Below are 15,817 nucleotides of genomic sequence, written 5' to 3' on the forward strand. Positions count from 1 at the left end.
TTCAGGTAACTAAATAATATGAAAATACTTGTTGTTGATGACATACCACTGATGCGACATGTATTAATTAACATGCTTAGAAATCTAAACTATCTTGATATTGTTGAAGCGACCGATGGTATTCAGGCGTTCACACTGTTAAAAAAGCAGTCTTTTGATTTGGTCATCACTGATTTATATATGCCCAAAATGGACGGTAAAGATTTACTAAATAGAATAAGAAATGACGAACAGCTTACCTCAACTCCTGTCTTGATGGTGACATGCGAAGATAATTCTAAAACTATAAAAAATGTAATCGCAGCTAAAGTTTCAGGCATTATTGTTAAGCCCTTTAGCCTTAAATGCCTCGCTGATCACTTAAATCATGTTTTAGCTACTGCCAATAAGTCATGAACTGGGCGGTTAAAATACTTTCTAGTCACTACGGCTGTTTTAATTTACGGGCTACCTCATTAAACTTATCTTATTTAACCTTAAATATAATTATTAATTACGGAGGTGTTTTGGCACAACCAAACAAAAAAGGCCCTATAAAAACCGTTGATATTTTTTGCTCGTCATGCAAAACGCAACTTTTTAAATATCGCAAAGGGGGGAAGGGGGCGCTTGTTAAGTGTTTTAAAGAGCGTATATCTCAAGACTTCACAAAAATTCCGTGTATTTGCCCAAGTTGTGAGCGGGCTTTTGCAAGACCTGCTTTAATCCGCGGCGCACCTGCCTACAAAATGATAGGTGGAAAAGTTACATTTAAATAAGCTAAAAACATATGCGGACATATGGCCTTGTTTGAAACTGCTTTGTTGCTATGATCGCCCGGTTTTGCTGTTTCAATGAATGAAAAATACCCTCCCCATGGAATGGGCCAGTTTTTTGGGTTATTTAAAAATGGATAAAGGATAGTTTCGTGATAGCACTCTTATTTGACATCATCGGTATGACAGGCACATTTTTAGTTGTTGGCTCGTTTTTTCTACTTCAATTAGGTAAAACAACACCAACCAGCTTGACGTACAACATGATGAACCTAACAGGGGCGATTTTATTATTAATAAGCCTTTGTTATAACTTTAATTTAGCAAGCTTTGTGATAGAAATATTTTGGATAGCTGCCTCATTAATTGGTTTATATAAGTATATAAAAAATAGATCAGCATTAGCGACTAGTTAATTTTGATATGTTCGCCGTAGACCTCTTGTTTACGGCGTTTCTATAAATTGCCCTTCTTAATTTTTTGATGCCTTACACTTATCACTCTTACTAAATGCTCTAAGCCTTTAACTCTATGCAAATTTGGTTATGGCTGATATCCATTTGACAAGTCCTTACTATCTTCTTTACTGTGTCGTCTGTTAAATAGCTTTTGGCGCGGTGATGGTAAGCAACCTAAATAATATTAATCAAACACATTCTATTATACGTAGCGTGTGGCTTTGGCTTGGGCCCATAGTAATGTTGTTAACCTGTTTATTAGATCCACCTAATGGCCTATCTGATACAGCCTTTAAAACCGCAGGTTTAACATTTTGGATGGCCTCTTGGTGGGTGACTGAGGTTGTTCCTATTCCTGCAACTTCATTGTTACCGCTAGTAATAACCCCACTTGTAAATATTGCGCCTATCAAAATTACGGCGGCGCCTTATGCACACCCACTTATATTTTTATTTTTGGGTGGTTTTTTAATATCAATAGCTATGGAACGTTGGGGGTTACATAAACGAATTGCGTTAACCACTATGTTATATGCGGGTAAAAAACCGAGCTTACAAATTTTAGCAATGATGTTAGTAACAGCATTTTTATCTATGTGGATGTCAAACACGGCTACAACGGTGATGATGTTACCTATCGCGTTATCAATTATTCACTTAGTGAGTCACTCTGATTCTGGTGAAGATGGATTTGCAAAAGCATTACTGCTATCAATTGCCTATGGTGCCAGCATTGGTGGTATTGCTACGTTAATAGGAACACCGCCTAACGCGCTTATGGCAGCATACTTATCTGAAAGTTACCAAATTGAAATAGGCTTTGGGCAATGGATGATGCTAGGTGTGCCTTTAGCAATTGTGATGTTACTGGTGTGTTGGATATGGCTTACTAAATTCAGCTATAAAGTTGATAAAAATTCAGAAAACATTAAAGACAGTAAGGCTATGTTTGTAAATGAACTTGTTGCACTCGGTGCGTTGCAACGAGCTGAAAAAGGTGTGTTTTCAGTATTTGTACTAGCCGCGTTATGTTGGGTTTTTAGACCGCTATTAGCTGATTTATCGGGTCTTAGCATTTCAGACACTGCTATTGCTATTACAGCAGCCTTGTTGTTATTTGTTTTGCCAGCTAAGAAGGGCAGTGATGAGCGAATTTTAGATTGGCAAAGTACATCTAAAGTGCCATGGGGCGTATTGTTATTATTTGGCGGTGGTTTATCGTTAGCATCACAGATTAAATCTTCTGGTTTAGCGCAATACATTGCACAAATGATAGAAGGGGCGAGTGCTATTCCGTTAGTTATGGGCATAGTAGTTGTTGTAGCGCTTATCACCTTTTTAACCGAAATCACGAGTAATACAGCTACTGCGGCGGGCTTTTTGCCGTTATTAGGCCCAGTTGCTGAAAGTATTTTTGGCTCGCCTTTAGTGTGGGTTATTCCTGCCGCTATAGCATGCAGTTGTGCGTTTATGATGCCAGTTGCCACACCACCAAATGCCATTGTATTTGGCTCGGGAAAAATTAAAATTCGCGATATGATCAAAGCAGGTTTTGCACTTAACCTAGTCGCTATCGTATTAATTACACTTGTAACAATAACGCTCGCAAAAACAGTATTTAATTTTTAAAAATTGAGTCGGTTTGTATCTTAAACAAAGCGACTCTTAATCACTATGTGTGTGGTTGTAATAGGTAAATTAGTGTTATTGCTCGAAAAACAGATCAGGGTTATAGTCGACAATAACATTAAAAGTCGAGTAATCTATTTTGACAACAGACACAGCACAAATAGCCTCTTTATCAGCACAATTTACTAGTTTACAAAATGCGTTTTTAGATAATCCTTATCCTTCTATTCATTCTCGAATTGCCATTTTAAAAAAATTACGTTCGCGCATTGTAGAGCTAGAAGAAGAACTTATCAGTGCAGTATCTAAAGACTTTGGCTACCGGACTGCGTTTGATACCTTACTTGGTGATATTTTGCCTACCGTGCAAGGGCTTTCGCACATTATTAAAAAATTACCTAAATGGTCAAAGCCTAGTAAACGTTCTGTGGGGCTTAGCTTATGGCCGTCTAAAGTGAGTGTTACCTATCAGCCTAAAGGCGTGGTAGGTGTTATCGCACCGTGGAATTACCCAATACAGCTAGCGGTTGTGCCAGTGATCACCGCTATCGCAGCCGGTAATAAAGTAATGTTAAAACTCAGCGAATTTACACCACATACTAATGCCGTATTAGAAAAGCTTTTTGATGACAAAATGAGTCAGCATGTATGTGTGGTCCAAGGCGGCAGCGACGTTGCCAGCGAATTTTCGTCTCTTCCTTTTGCGCACTTATTATTTACCGGCTCTACTGGGGTTGGCAAATTAGTAATGAAAGCAGCCAGTAAAAACTTAACTCCCGTTACTTTAGAGCTTGGTGGCAAGTCACCAGTGATTATTACCGAGCAAGCTGATGTTGCAAAAGCAGCACACGCACTGTTATTCGGGAAAATGGCAAATGCCGGGCAAATTTGTGTCGCGCCAGACTATGTATTTGTGCCTAATACCCTAGAAAGCCAGCTTATTAAACAGTTATGTGAGCTTTATAAAAAGCATTTTAAGCAGGGTGTTGAAGGTAAAAACTTAACCTCTATTATTAGTGACTCACATTATGCGCGTCTAGCCGAATACTTAGTACAAGCACAAGAACTTGGGGCAAATGTTATTAAGCCACTTGAACAAAATCAACAAGATGCAGATAAACATCGTATGGGTCTGCATTTAGTAACGAACGTGACCGACGACATGCAACTTATGCAAGATGAACTATTTGGGCCTATATTGCCAATTAAGAGTTATAAGAAATTAGAAGACGTTCTTGATTATATTAAACAGCATCCTAACCCACTTGCTCTTTATATTTTAGGTCAAGATAAAGAGGCGCAAGAGTACATTATTAAACAAACGCTTAGTGGGACCGTTGCGGTTAACGACACTTTAGTACAAGTAACTGCTGACGACGCGCCATTTGGTGGGGTGGGTCATTCAGGTATGGGGCACTATCACGGTAAGGAAGGGTTTTTAACGTTTAGTCACGCTAAAAATACACTCGTTTCTGGTTCTTTTAACCCGCGCATAGGGTTGTTACTTAAGCAAAGTAAACTACTAACCAGGTTGCTAAAGTGGTTATATATTAAGTAAAACAAGCCAAAAAAAGCTGAACTAAGTATGTGCAATGACACTAAGTCCAGCTTTATTTTTTGCTTAACCTAAAATAGACGTCCTTCACCTGCGTAGGTACCTGCAAGAATTTTAGTGTAAATTGCGTCAGCTTTTTCTTTTGCTTCTTCAATTTCTTTAGGTAGCATCGAACGCTCATCTAACTTTCGACTATGGCTTGCTTGCATATTGCCATTGTATTCGGCAATTGTATTCCATATGTATGACTTCTCAAGGTTTTTAGGCATTCCTAGCCCTTCGAAGTACATAAGCGCTAAATTAAATTGCGCTAAAGAATAGTTATTCCCAGCGGCTTTTTCGTACCATGTTTTAGCAAGTTTGTAGTCGTGACTAACACCATCACCATTTGAATACATCACGCCTAAGTTAAACTGTGCGGCAGGCATGTTTTTTTTGGCTGCTTTTTCGAATAGAGATAAAGCCATTTGTTTGTCTAACTTAACGCCTTTGCCTTCGTCGTATAATACCGCTAATGCAAACATTGAGTCTGCGTGATTCTTTTTTACGCCTTTTTTGTATAGATCGGCTGCTTTGTAATAATCGCGTGTAACGCCGTGGCCTTCTTCGTATAATTTAGCAAGCTCGTAAATGCCAGGTGCAAACCCTTTGTCGGCAAGGTATTCAAATTCTTTTAAAGCGAATTCAAAGCGACCTTCGTTCGCCGCAATAATACCTTCTTCAAGGGTTGCATTCGCAAAAGGGCTCGCAATTAAAGCACCCGTAAGTAATAACGTTTTTAAATTAAACTGTGACATAGCGATGTCTCCAAAAAGTAATCGTTTCACTGTGAGTTAAATAAAACCATTTTATTTGCAACACTATTGCACTTGCAGCTATTTAAGGGCGTATAACGTTGCTATATTTTAGGTTTATTTTATTACTACAAACAAACTAGCGTGCATTTAAGTTTAGATAAACTCTGTTTGTGATTATAGCTCAAATCGGGGGCGTTTTTTCTAACACGTTCGATTTTATAAGCGTAAGATACAGATATAACAGAAAATTTAAAAGAAATAACTATGTCAAAGCATGGCGAAAAGTTGCTAATTATAAACTTTTGACTGTTATGCTATTTAAGGTAGCGAGTTCACGTTACGTAGGTTCATTATGTAAGTGCTTAGCTAAGTGAAGCGTTTATATTTGCAGAGGTGAAAATGTTAAAAACAATAAAAAATAAGTTGTCACATATAACTATTGCGTTAAGCGTACTGCTATTAACGAGTTGTTCTGCGTCGTTTACATATAATAATTTAACTTGGTTATCGTCATTTTGGGTTGATGATTACGTTGATTTAAACAAACAACAGAACAAGCAATTAAAAGAGATTATTAACACCACACAGCAATGGCACCGCGATACACAGTTGCCAGCATACAAGCAAGATATTGAAAATTTAAAGTCGTTGTTTAATCAAAATCTAAATCATGCTCAATTAAAAGAGCAGGTAGTATTTGCTAGGGCACACTGGAAAAACCTTCTTGAGCATGCGCATTTTTCGCTTGCGCAATTAGGGTATACGCTCTCTACAGATCAGCGCGATGAATTTATACAAAATATTCAAGATCAAATTAACGAAGATCGTGAGCAATATAACGAACAATCTAGTAAAGAGCGTAAAACTAAACGCCTAGAAAACCAGTTAGACTACTACTCAGATTGGCTGGGTAAGCTCACTGACCAGCAAAAGCAACTTATTACAGACGCAAATAACGAGCATACGGAGTTAGGGGAGCTGTGGCTCGATTACAAACAAACTCGATTAGATGCAGCTAAATCAATAATGGTTGATGAAACACTCTCTGAAGATGAGTTTGTAACTAAATTAAGCTATGTAATAAAAGAGCGTGAAGCCTTTATGAGCGAAGAGCAATTAGCCATAAATGCCAGCAACCTTGATTTATATGTCAATTTATTAATCGAACTAGCCCCAACATTGAATAACAAACAGCGCGAAAGTGTTAATGATGAATTTGACAGCCTAATTGAAACCCTAAACGATTTAATGGAACCGTAAAATTTAAACCTTTACATTGAGTAAGAAAATTTCATTTATATAATATAAATATGATCTTACTAAGTAGGCTCAACGTAGGTTAAACGTTTTTAAAATTAGTCAGTTATTTACAGCTAAATTTTATAAGCTATGAAAATACATAAATAAAGGATTCTAACGGCACTTATATGGTAACTGATTTAAAAAGCATGCTTGCAACGTGGCACCCTTTACGAGACGAACAGCAATGGGTTTTGGCTACATTGTATAAAATTGAAGGCTCGAGCTACCGTAAGCTAGGCGCCATGATGCTTATTTCTAGCTTAGGGCAGCGATTGGGTATGCTCTCCGGTGGGTGCTTAGAGGCAGATATTCAGCGCCACGCCAAACAAGTAATGACCTCCCTTACGTCAAAAACGATTACCTATGATGCCACCGATGAAGATGACTTAACTTTTCAGCTAGGTATTGGCTGTGGTGGTGTTGTCCATATTGTTTTACAGTCAGTTAATAGCGCCAATGAATACCTAAATCTCGATTTTGTTTTTAATGCTCTTAAAGAAAAAGTGTCAGGTTATTATTTACAACCAGTGCAACCTCTTTGTGCGTTGGGGCAGGGCGTTTTTTCAATACGTAATGTTTCTGATGGTCTTTCTGTTAATCGTAAAGCACAAATCATTGAAAAAAATAATCAGCATTGGCTTCAAGTGGCCGTATACCCAGCCCCACATATTTTAATTGTGGGTGGCGGTGCCGACGCTGTTGCCGTTTATTCTATTGCTAAGCAGCTGGGTTGGGTTGTGACTGTGTGGGATCCCCGCGCGGCTAATGCTAAAAGGCAATATTTTCAGCAGGCAGATGCAATTTTACGTTGTCCGCCTCAAGAGCTAACCCAATATTGCGAAAAGCAAAAGGTGGATGCCAGCATATTAATGGCCCACAGTGTTGAGCTGGATGCAAATGCACTATATGCGTTGAACCAGTCTAATTTAAAATATATGGGGCTGCTGGGTCCTAAGCACCGACGAGCACAAGTTTTTGAGCAAGCCAATATAGCTATACAAGAGGTTAAAGCGCCTGTTTTTGGGCCTGTAGGGCTTAACTTAGGTGGCGACTCGCCAGAAAGTATTGCATTGTCACTTATTAGTGAAATGCACGCCGTGCTTTCTAATAAAGATGCTACATCCCTAAGCAATTGGGGTCAGTGAAGTATGCGCATAGCAAAAGTGTTGTTAGCCGCAGGACAGTCGTCTCGTTTTGATGGATGCAAATTAATAGCAAATGTGGGCAACAATAAAACTATGATCGCGCGTGCAGTTGACGTTTTACAACAGTTAGACGCGGGTGCCGTCTATGTTGTTTCAGGCGCCTGGCATAACGAAATTACTCAAGCGCTAAAGCACTACAATAATGTCGAAATTATCTGTAATTTAGATTGGCAGCAAGGGTTAGGTAAATCAATCGCGCTTGCAGCTAATCAGTTAAGGCATAGTGACGGTTGGGATGGCATTTTATTTATGCTAGCCGATCAGGTTGAATTGGAGGCGTGCGATATTCAGCAGTTAGTCACTAGTTTTCAGAATAACCCCACTCGATGGTGTGCTAACTATGGAGAACGATTAGGTGTGCCGGCAATTTTTCCTCATGATGATTTTGATTTACTCACCACTTTGTCTAATGACAAAGGCGCTCAACATCTACTTCGTGAATCCGGCGGTATTGTAAACTGCGTTTTACTAAATAAGGCAAGCGCAGACATAGATACCGTTGAGCAGTTAAATTGTTATACCGCTAAACAGGCGCTAAATTAAATAATTAAAACTTTAGGCAATAAATCTACCTCAAACAGAGGTTCAGCTTAAATAAAAAAACAAACTAAACTTTAATTGAACATGTTTATATAAATACATACTGCGCAGGGCATAAAGTTGCGCATACAACTTAAGAGCAATGTCGAGGATCAAGTTGCTTTAATTTTAATGATATTACCAACTGCTCAGCACAAATCGCAGTGCAGTTGATTGAGAGCTAATTCAAGGGGCGGGTTATGGTAACGTTTACAATTAATGGCAAAGTGATTGAATCACAAGCAAGTGAAGATACACCACTGCTATGGGTTATTCGCGATGAAGTAGGGCTAAAGGGCACTAAGTTTGGTTGTGGCATAGCAATGTGTGGTGCGTGTACAGTGCATTTAGATGGACAGGCTACACGTTCATGTGTATTACCTGTAGGAGCTGTAGCGGGTAAAAACATTACCACTATTGAAGGTCTCAATAACGAACACCCGCTTCAAAAAGCATGGGTTGAAGAGCAAGTACCGCAATGTGGTTATTGTCAGTCTGGGCAGATTATGCAAGCGGCAACATTACTTGCAGACAACCCGTCGCCAACAGACGAAGAAATTGTCAATCATATGAATGGTAACTACTGCCGCTGCATGGCGTACAAACGTATAAAGTCGGCAATACAACGTGCGGCCGATGAGTCACAAAGCGCAGTACAGATGTTTAACCCAAATGAGCAAGACGTTTAATTGGAGCGGATAATGAAAAAATCATTTCAAAAAAACAGCGAAACCGTCAACTTAAATCGTCGTTCATTTATGATTGGCAGTGCTAGTGCGGGCTTGGTAATGGCATTTGCGCCTGCGTTACTTTCAGGTTCTTTAAGCGCCAAAGAATCAATTTCACAACAGGCGTTTTCACCCACTATTTGGTGGACAATGGATACCAATGGTGGGGTAGAGGTTAGCATTGCAAAGGCTGAAATGGGCCAACACATTGGTACTGCTTTAGCACGAATAGTGGCCGACGAGTTAGAGTGTGATTGGGATAAAGTATCAATTACTTACGTAGACACCCATGAGAAATGGGGATATATGGTTACAGGTGGTTCGTGGTCAGTATTTCAAAGTTTTAAACCGCTATCGCAAGCGGGTGCCGCAGGTCGCTTAGCCCTTATTGATGCAGGGGCTAAAATGCTAGGGGTTAAACCAGAGCAATGTATTGCACAAAAAGGGCAAATTGTTGCTGGTGGTCAATCGGTAAGTTACGCTGATATTGTACAAAAAGGTGAATTTAATCTTACCTTTACAAGTGAAGAAGTTGCAAAGCTTCCTTTAAAACCAGCCAATAAACGTCATTTAACCGGCTTAAATCAAGATTTTAAAGCTTTAGATATACCCGCTAAAACAAACGGAACAGCAGTGTATGGCATTGATGTTGAAATAGAAGGTATGGTGTATGCGCGTCCGGTTATTCCTCCGACACGTTACGGTAGTAAAGTAACAAGCGTTGATGACAGTGGCGCGAAAGCAATTAAAGGTTATCGCGGTTTTGAAATATTAAACGATCCTAGCAATACCGTTGAGGGGTGGGTTGTTGTACTGGCTGATAATTATCACAGTGCTATTAAAGCGGTTGATGCATTAAATGTAAGCTACCAGGTAGGCAAAACGGCCAACGTTTCCGAGGCAGATATTCAGGCGCAGGGTAAAAAATTATGTGACGATAGCGCATCCGGTACTTTATTTGTAGATGAAGGCAATACGCCTCAGGTTTTGGCCGATGCAAAAAACACATTTGATGCAACTTACACCACGGCGACAGCGAGTCACTACCAATTAGAGCCACTTAACGCCATAGCTGAATTTAAAAACGGTAACTGGATTGTACATACGGGTAACCAATGGCAATCACTCACGTTACCTGCTTTAGCCAAAGCCCTCGATATAGAGCAAAATAAAGTCATTATTCGTCCTTACTACTTGGGTGGTGGCTTTGGACGTCGTTTATTTGGTGATTGGACAGTCCCTGCTGCATTAACGGCAAAAGCAATAGGTAAACCGGTTAAGCTTGTATTTACCCGTGAAGATGACAGTTTATTTGATCAGTCTCGCTCAGCGTCTACGGCTAAATTAACCGCTTCGTTCGGTGAAAAGGGAGAGCTTAGCGCATTAGAGCATGCGTTTGCTGCAGGCTGGCCAACTAAAGCAATGGCGCCAGGTTTTTTGGCTCCTGGTGTTGATGGTAATGGTAAATTTGATTCGTTTTCTGCCTCAGGTGCTGATCACTGGTATAGCATGAGTAACCATTGTGCTCGTGCTATCAATAACGAGTTAGCACAAAACACTTTTACGCCGGGTTGGTTACGTTCAGTTGGACCGGGTTGGATTGTATGGAGCCTTGAGTCTTTTATAGATGAAATAGCGCACAAGCAAGGTATTGATCCGGTTAAGTTTCGTTTATCAATGCTTGACGGTAAAGGAAAACAAGCGGGTAAAGCACCTGAAAGTGTGGGCGGCGCGCGCCGTTTACATGACGTACTAAAAAAAGTGTCACACAAAGTTAGCTCAATAAAGCTTAACGAAAACGAGGGCATTGGTTTTTCGGTTAGTTCAGGGCAAGAGCGCCACATGCCAGCATGGATTGGCACTGCAGCCCATGTTCACGTTAACAAAAGTGATGGCAAAATCACCCTTAAAAAGTTATACGCTGTTGTTGACGCTGGTTTAATTGTACATCCTGATGGTGCGATGGCTCAATTAGAAGGGTCATTATTATGGGGAGCGAGTATGGCCTTACATGAGTCCAACTCTTATAAAAATGGCCAAGTAGCTGCTACAAACTTTAATACTTACCTTCCACTGAGAATGCAAGATGTACCCGAAATGGACATCGAGTTTGTGCAAAGTGATGAGTTTCCTGTAGGGTTAGGGGAGCCAGGTGTTATTGGCGTTGCGCCAGCAATTGGCAATGCCATATACAATGCAGTAGGTGTACGTTTACGTGACTTACCAATGAAACCAAGTGCCGTTGTAAAAGGTTTAAAAGCCTAAATAAACACCAAAAGCGTGTAAACCTTAAATTTACACGCTTTTGCAGTGCGAGTTATTAGGCTCATATTAGATTAAATACATAAGGCCTTTATTTTATATTAATAAAGCCAAAATCCGTGTGTTAACCTACAACCATAATAAAAGCATAACCTGTAATACTCACAGGCCCAGTCAAACAAAGTAAAGTGAAGGTTTTTTATGCTCATCGACCCAGCAGGGCGAAAATTTAGTTACTTACGCTTATCGATTACCGATGTGTGTAACTTTAAATGTGTTTATTGTTTACCCGATGGCTACCAATGTGACCATGACAGAGAATTCCTTTCACTGAATGAAATTAGTAATACTATTAGCGCTTTTGCGCATCATGGTATTACCAAGCTGCGTATTACTGGCGGTGAACCCACCCTTAGAAAAGATTTTATAGATGTTATTCGTGTGGCAAAAGATACGCCGGGCATTACAAAAATAGCTGCTACAACAAACGGCTTTTCAATGCATAAGCACATTAATGATTGGGTAGATGCAGGGCTTAATGCGATTAATGTGAGTATTGATACACTTGATCCAAGAATGTTTAATACTATTACCGGTCACGATAAATTTAATACCGTGATGAAAGGCATAGACGCCGCGTTGGACAGCGGTATTGAATCGGTAAAAATAAATAGCGTGTTAATGAAGCAATATAATGGTCAAGAGCTCGACACATTTTTAGCGTATTTAAAGCATCGCCCAGTCACTATGCGCTTTATTGAACTAATGCAAACTAACGACAATAAGGCATTTTTTGATAAAAATCACGTATCCGGCCAGTCAATCAAAGTACGATTACGTGCAGCAGGGTGGCAACCTGTCATTAGAAGCATTACAGACGGTCCTGCTCAGGAGTTTTACCACCCTGATTACCAAGGGCGTATTGGCTTAATAATGCCTTACAGCAACGACTTTTGTAACACATGTAACAGGCTGAGAGTGTCTTCTTTGGGTAAATTACACCTTTGTTTGTTTTCAGAGCAAGGTATTTCATTACGAGAGTACATGAATGAAAACTCAAACCAAGCACTTATAAACCAGCTATCTCGCTATATTAAAACTAAAAAGCCAACTCATTTGCTACATCAAGGCGAAACAGGTGTAACAACTAACCTTTCAATGCTGGGTGGTTAGCGGTTAAAAATGCCACAATGTGGTGCAATAACACTCGATTACACTTGTTATATATTTATTACAAGGTAGAATAATCCCTTAGTTCGACGTTATTGAGTTAATTGAATGGATATCACCGCTCTAAATAGTACTAAAGCATTAAGAAAGCACGTTCTTGTATGGATGTGTTTGTTTTTTGGTTCTGTGTCATTATTTTTTAGCGCATTAAACGTATTCAGTGGTGTCTATTTGCTCGGCTTTTTAGAGCTCTGTTTTTCAATTTATTGCCTGTATACCATTCATCATTTAAGTAAGCATGCATTGCGGTTTTGGCAGTCTGTTGTAATGTGTGTATTGGTTTGTATTATAGTTTTGTACGCCAATTATATATCAGAACCTAAATATGGCTTATTTGTATGGTCATTCGCTTTGCCTGTATTGTGTTACTTATTAATGGGAAAGCGATACGGAATTTTCTTCTCAGGTACTGTCCTCTTTATTCAATCACTGATTTTATTAAGTAAATCTTCGCCTGATCCTATAGTAAATTTAAATATGGCGATTAACTTACTATTGGCTTATGTCAGTATTTGGACTGTTTCGCATATTTTTGAGGGAAGCCGCGCGCTTTCATCCAAACGTTTAAAAAACCTAGCACTACTTGATCCATTAACTGGCGCAGGTAACCGGTTATCAATGAACCACTATTTTGAAGTAGAGCTGGTTGATAAAACAAATACCTATTTATTTTTACTCGACTTAGATTACTTCAAACAAATAAATGACAAATTTGGCCATGATGTAGGCGATAAAGTACTTACTGAAATTGCAACGCTTTTAAGAATAACCTTAGCAAAGGGGTACGTGTTTAGGGTTGGCGGTGAGGAGTTTGCCGTTATTCATTCTTTTAATAGTAAAGACGAAGCCTTATTTGCAGCTGAAAAGTTAAGAGAAACTGTTGAAAAAACACCGTTTAATATTGAGGGGCATGCAATTAAACTTACTATCAGTGTTGGTGTAGCTGACTATCAAGCTAACCCCTCGCTTGAATCTATTTTCATTGCGGCTGATAAACAACTTTACAAAGCAAAACGCTTAGGTCGAAATAAAGTATATGCAAGTTCAAAAGAGCAATTAAAGCAAATAGAAGTACCTGCTTAATACATTTTTTCAAAGTTTGGGATGCCGCGTTCCCAAATTGGTTTATCTTTTCCTAAATATTCGCGCACTGCATCAAAAAATAACCGTGTACGTACAGGTAAATCTCTGTGCGGATAAACAGCATACATAGCACTGTAATCCATTAACTTCACATCCGTTAATATAGGAATTAATTTACCCTCAGTAATTTCGTCACCGATTATAAATGCCGGTGCTACAAAATAAGCGGTGCCAGATATGGCCTTCATTAGCAGTGCTTCAGCGTCGTTGGCGCGGTATACACTTTTTATTTTTTGCTCACATGGCTCACCCGAGCTATTGTAATAGTCCACTGTTTCAACTCTCATAGAGTTGCTCGCATAACTTGCCGCAGGCAAATCTGCTAGTTCTTCCATGGTGGATGGCATACCATACGTGCTTATAAACTCGGGGGCCGCAACAATTAATAAGCGATTACGTGCAATTTTTCTTGCAATGAGTGATGAATCTTTTGGCTCCCCAATACGAAATGCTAAATCGAACCCTTCAGATACAATATCTACTAATCTGTCATCAAGCCTTAATTCAACTTCAACTTGAGGAAAGCGCTTTTGAAAGTCATTAAGTACTGGTTGTAAGTAGCGCCTACCAATGAGTGTTGATGAAGTAATTTTGAGGACGCCACGAGGCTCTAAGTGGTAGTTTTCGGCCATGCGCACGGTTTCGCCAAGCAGCTCTCTGAGCTCACCGGCTTTTTTTATCATTTCTGCACCAGCGGCAGTGAGTGAAAATGAGCGAGTAGTGCGGTTTAGCAATCTAACCCCTAGCTCATCTTCTAAACGACTAATTTGTTTAGAGATCACAGAGCGATCGATATTACGTAATTCGGCAGCTTTAGCAAAAGAGCCTTGCTCAACCACTTCAAGCAACATTAAAAGCCGACTTGTCGTATCCATAAAACCACCAAAACAATACTATTGATGCCATTTTGGCATTAATGAATTTAAAAATCTATGGTTTTTGTCCGCAGGTATAACCCGTAGTATGCGTTCTTAATCAATTAAAGGAGCGTCTTCATGAAAAAACACCTTATCGCTGCTGCATTTGCAGGCGCATTTTTAACACTTGCTGGTTGTGCTGATGAAAGCACACCGCCTTCGGCTCAAGCACAATTTCTTCAACCTATAGATGTTGCTAACGTACTTGTTAAACCAGTACAAAGCTGGCACACCTACACAACTCGCTTAGAGTCACCGCAAGAAGTTGCACTTATGCCACGCGTATCTGGTGTTATAGAACAAATTACGTTTAATGAAGGCGACCTTGTTAAAAAAGGCGATGTATTATTTAAGCTTGATGACCGTCCGTTTGCGGCGGTTGTTGCTAGTTTAAAAGCCCAAGTTAACAGTGCACAAGCTGCGCTTGAGCAAGCAAAAAGCGAAGCTAAACGCGCTGAGCGCTTAACTGAACGTAAAGCAATTTCAACTGAGCAAGCAGAGTCACGTACCTCTGTATTACGCCAACGCGAAGCACAACTTGCTGCATTACAAGCACAGCTAACATCAGCTGAACTTGATTTAGAATTTACAGCCATTGTGTCACCTATCGACGGTGTGATCTCGCGTGCCAATATCACGAAAGGTAACAACATCATTGCAGGGCAAAGCGTGCTTACCAGCATTGTTTCTAACGAAAAAATGTACGCCTATTTTGATGTGGACGAACGCACCTGGAATAGCGATTTTAGTAACGTGACCTCAAAAATTCGCCAAGCCGTTGTAATGCAAAAAGTAGGCGAACGCGATTTTGCTTACAAAGGGTACATTAACTTTATTGATAATCAAATTAACTCATCAACAGGTACGCTGCGTGTGCGTGCTGTATTTGATCAGGATAACAGCCAATTACGTGCAGGGTCGTTTGCGCGTATTAAGCTTGCTGCTAATTCAGTGACAGAGCAAATAATTGTGCCAGACAGAGCAATAGGGACTGACTTAAAAAACCGCTTTGTTTTAACTGTGGGTGAAAACAATGTGCTGCAGTATAAATTAGTCACAGTGGGTGAGCGTTATGGCTCTCTTCGTGTCATCACCTCAGGTCTTTCAGAGGGCGATGTAATAGCCGTAAATGGCCCTGCTCGTGTTGGACCAGGTATGCCTGTGGCACCGAACAAAGTAACCATTGATAGCAGTGATGTTGCGTTCACCATGAACAATGACGATTCAAGCTTAGTCGCAAAGCAATAAGGTTTTTTA

15 protein-coding genes are annotated in these 15,817 nt (G+C 39.8%); 13 read left to right on the plus strand and 2 right to left on the minus strand.

Going from position 1 to position 15,817, the window contains the following annotated elements; genetic code table 11:
• Window positions 1-18: 18 nt before the first annotated feature.
• The 5 genes from AC27JL_RS05260 (at window position 19) to AC27JL_RS05280 (ending at window position 4,400) form a co-directional block, all read left to right on the plus strand.
• Window positions 19-396, plus strand: a complete 378-nt coding sequence (locus AC27JL_RS05260) for a response regulator (RefSeq protein ID WP_006791700.1) — start codon at window positions 19-21, stop codon at window positions 394-396.
• A gap of 110 nt (window positions 397-506) precedes the next feature.
• The gene (locus tag AC27JL_RS05265) at window positions 507-758 is read left to right on the plus strand and encodes a hypothetical protein (protein ID WP_008127468.1); all 252 of its coding nucleotides are present in this window, start codon (window positions 507-509) and stop codon (window positions 756-758) included.
• Window positions 759-907: 149 nt separating this feature from the next.
• Window positions 908-1,171: a CBU_0592 family membrane protein gene (locus tag AC27JL_RS05270; RefSeq protein WP_008127470.1), complete on the plus strand. Its 264-nt coding sequence runs from the start codon at window positions 908-910 to the stop codon at window positions 1,169-1,171.
• Window positions 1,172-1,375: 204 nt separating this feature from the next.
• On the plus strand, window positions 1,376-2,842 hold the full coding sequence (locus tag AC27JL_RS05275) for an SLC13 family permease (RefSeq protein WP_487195013.1): 1,467 nt from the start codon (window positions 1,376-1,378) through the stop codon (window positions 2,840-2,842).
• 139 nt (window positions 2,843-2,981) lie between these two features.
• Window positions 2,982-4,400, plus strand: coding sequence for a coniferyl aldehyde dehydrogenase (locus tag AC27JL_RS05280; RefSeq protein WP_487195014.1), 1,419 nt, complete (start codon window positions 2,982-2,984; stop codon window positions 4,398-4,400).
• A 68-nt stretch (window positions 4,401-4,468) separates the two neighbouring features.
• On the opposite strand, the gene AC27JL_RS05285 is transcribed toward AC27JL_RS05280, so the two are convergent.
• Window positions 4,469-5,194 (minus strand): tetratricopeptide repeat protein, encoded by a 726-nt coding sequence (locus AC27JL_RS05285; protein WP_006791705.1) that lies wholly within the window; start codon window positions 5,192-5,194, stop codon window positions 4,469-4,471.
• A gap of 399 nt (window positions 5,195-5,593) precedes the next feature.
• On the opposite strand from AC27JL_RS05285, the gene AC27JL_RS05290 reads away from it, so the two are divergent.
• From AC27JL_RS05290 to AC27JL_RS05320, 7 genes are all read left to right on the plus strand, one after another.
• The gene (locus AC27JL_RS05290; protein ID WP_487195015.1) at window positions 5,594-6,454 is read left to right on the plus strand and encodes a DUF6279 family lipoprotein; all 861 of its coding nucleotides are present in this window, start codon (window positions 5,594-5,596) and stop codon (window positions 6,452-6,454) included.
• A 167-nt stretch (window positions 6,455-6,621) separates the two neighbouring features.
• Window positions 6,622-7,641 carry an XdhC family protein gene (locus tag AC27JL_RS05295; RefSeq protein WP_487195016.1) on the plus strand — a complete coding sequence of 340 codons (1,020 nt, stop codon included), beginning with the start codon at window positions 6,622-6,624 and terminating at the stop codon, window positions 7,639-7,641.
• Between the two features lie 3 nt (window positions 7,642-7,644).
• Window positions 7,645-8,244 carry a nucleotidyltransferase family protein gene (locus AC27JL_RS05300; RefSeq protein ID WP_487195017.1) on the plus strand — a complete coding sequence of 200 codons (600 nt, stop codon included), beginning with the start codon at window positions 7,645-7,647 and terminating at the stop codon, window positions 8,242-8,244.
• Between the two features lie 236 nt (window positions 8,245-8,480).
• Window positions 8,481-8,969 carry a (2Fe-2S)-binding protein gene (locus AC27JL_RS05305; RefSeq protein WP_010556716.1) on the plus strand — a complete coding sequence of 163 codons (489 nt, stop codon included), beginning with the start codon at window positions 8,481-8,483 and terminating at the stop codon, window positions 8,967-8,969.
• Window positions 8,970-8,981: 12 nt separating this feature from the next.
• Window positions 8,982-11,273: a xanthine dehydrogenase family protein molybdopterin-binding subunit gene (locus AC27JL_RS05310; RefSeq protein WP_487195018.1), complete on the plus strand. Its 2,292-nt coding sequence runs from the start codon at window positions 8,982-8,984 to the stop codon at window positions 11,271-11,273.
• A gap of 198 nt (window positions 11,274-11,471) precedes the next feature.
• On the plus strand, window positions 11,472-12,443 hold the full coding sequence (gene moaA / locus AC27JL_RS05315) for a GTP 3',8-cyclase MoaA (protein ID WP_487195019.1): 972 nt from the start codon (window positions 11,472-11,474) through the stop codon (window positions 12,441-12,443).
• A gap of 105 nt (window positions 12,444-12,548) precedes the next feature.
• Window positions 12,549-13,583: a GGDEF domain-containing protein gene (locus AC27JL_RS05320; protein ID WP_286890198.1), complete on the plus strand. Its 1,035-nt coding sequence runs from the start codon at window positions 12,549-12,551 to the stop codon at window positions 13,581-13,583.
• Here the strand turns inward: AC27JL_RS05320 and AC27JL_RS05325 are convergent.
• On the minus strand, window positions 13,580-14,518 hold the full coding sequence (locus tag AC27JL_RS05325; RefSeq protein ID WP_033018912.1) for a LysR family transcriptional regulator: 939 nt from the start codon (window positions 14,516-14,518) through the stop codon (window positions 13,580-13,582). The genes AC27JL_RS05320 and AC27JL_RS05325 overlap by 4 nt on opposite strands.
• Before the next feature lie 120 nt (window positions 14,519-14,638).
• Here AC27JL_RS05325 and AC27JL_RS05330 point away from each other — a divergent pair, with 120 nt between their 5' ends.
• Window positions 14,639-15,808, plus strand: coding sequence for an efflux RND transporter periplasmic adaptor subunit (locus AC27JL_RS05330; RefSeq protein ID WP_487195020.1), 1,170 nt, complete (start codon window positions 14,639-14,641; stop codon window positions 15,806-15,808).
• Window positions 15,809-15,817: the final 9 nt, after the last annotated feature.

The organism is Pseudoalteromonas sp. 4NS20-0020, from assembly GCF_057554385.1.

Bases quoted from the DNA above. Each gene is read 5' to 3' on its own strand.
- AC27JL_RS05260 (WP_006791700.1), top strand. From the start codon at position 19: ATGAAAATACTTGTTGTTGATGACATACCACTGATGCGACATGTATTA.
- AC27JL_RS05275 (WP_487195013.1), top strand. From the start codon at position 1,376: ATGGTAAGCAACCTAAATAATATTAATCAAACACATTCTATTATACGT.
- AC27JL_RS05285 (WP_006791705.1), bottom strand. From the start codon at position 5,194: ATGTCACAGTTTAATTTAAAAACGTTATTACTTACGGGTGCTTTAATT.
- AC27JL_RS05290 (WP_487195015.1), top strand. From the start codon at position 5,594: ATGTTAAAAACAATAAAAAATAAGTTGTCACATATAACTATTGCGTTA.
- AC27JL_RS05295 (WP_487195016.1), top strand. From the start codon at position 6,622: ATGGTAACTGATTTAAAAAGCATGCTTGCAACGTGGCACCCTTTACGA.
- AC27JL_RS05300 (WP_487195017.1), top strand. From the start codon at position 7,645: ATGCGCATAGCAAAAGTGTTGTTAGCCGCAGGACAGTCGTCTCGTTTT.
- AC27JL_RS05305 (WP_010556716.1), top strand. From the start codon at position 8,481: ATGGTAACGTTTACAATTAATGGCAAAGTGATTGAATCACAAGCAAGT.
- AC27JL_RS05310 (WP_487195018.1), top strand. From the start codon at position 8,982: ATGAAAAAATCATTTCAAAAAAACAGCGAAACCGTCAACTTAAATCGT.
- moaA (WP_487195019.1), top strand. From the start codon at position 11,472: ATGCTCATCGACCCAGCAGGGCGAAAATTTAGTTACTTACGCTTATCG.
- AC27JL_RS05320 (WP_286890198.1), top strand. From the start codon at position 12,549: ATGGATATCACCGCTCTAAATAGTACTAAAGCATTAAGAAAGCACGTT.
- AC27JL_RS05325 (WP_033018912.1), bottom strand. From the start codon at position 14,518: ATGGATACGACAAGTCGGCTTTTAATGTTGCTTGAAGTGGTTGAGCAA.
- AC27JL_RS05330 (WP_487195020.1), top strand. From the start codon at position 14,639: ATGAAAAAACACCTTATCGCTGCTGCATTTGCAGGCGCATTTTTAACA.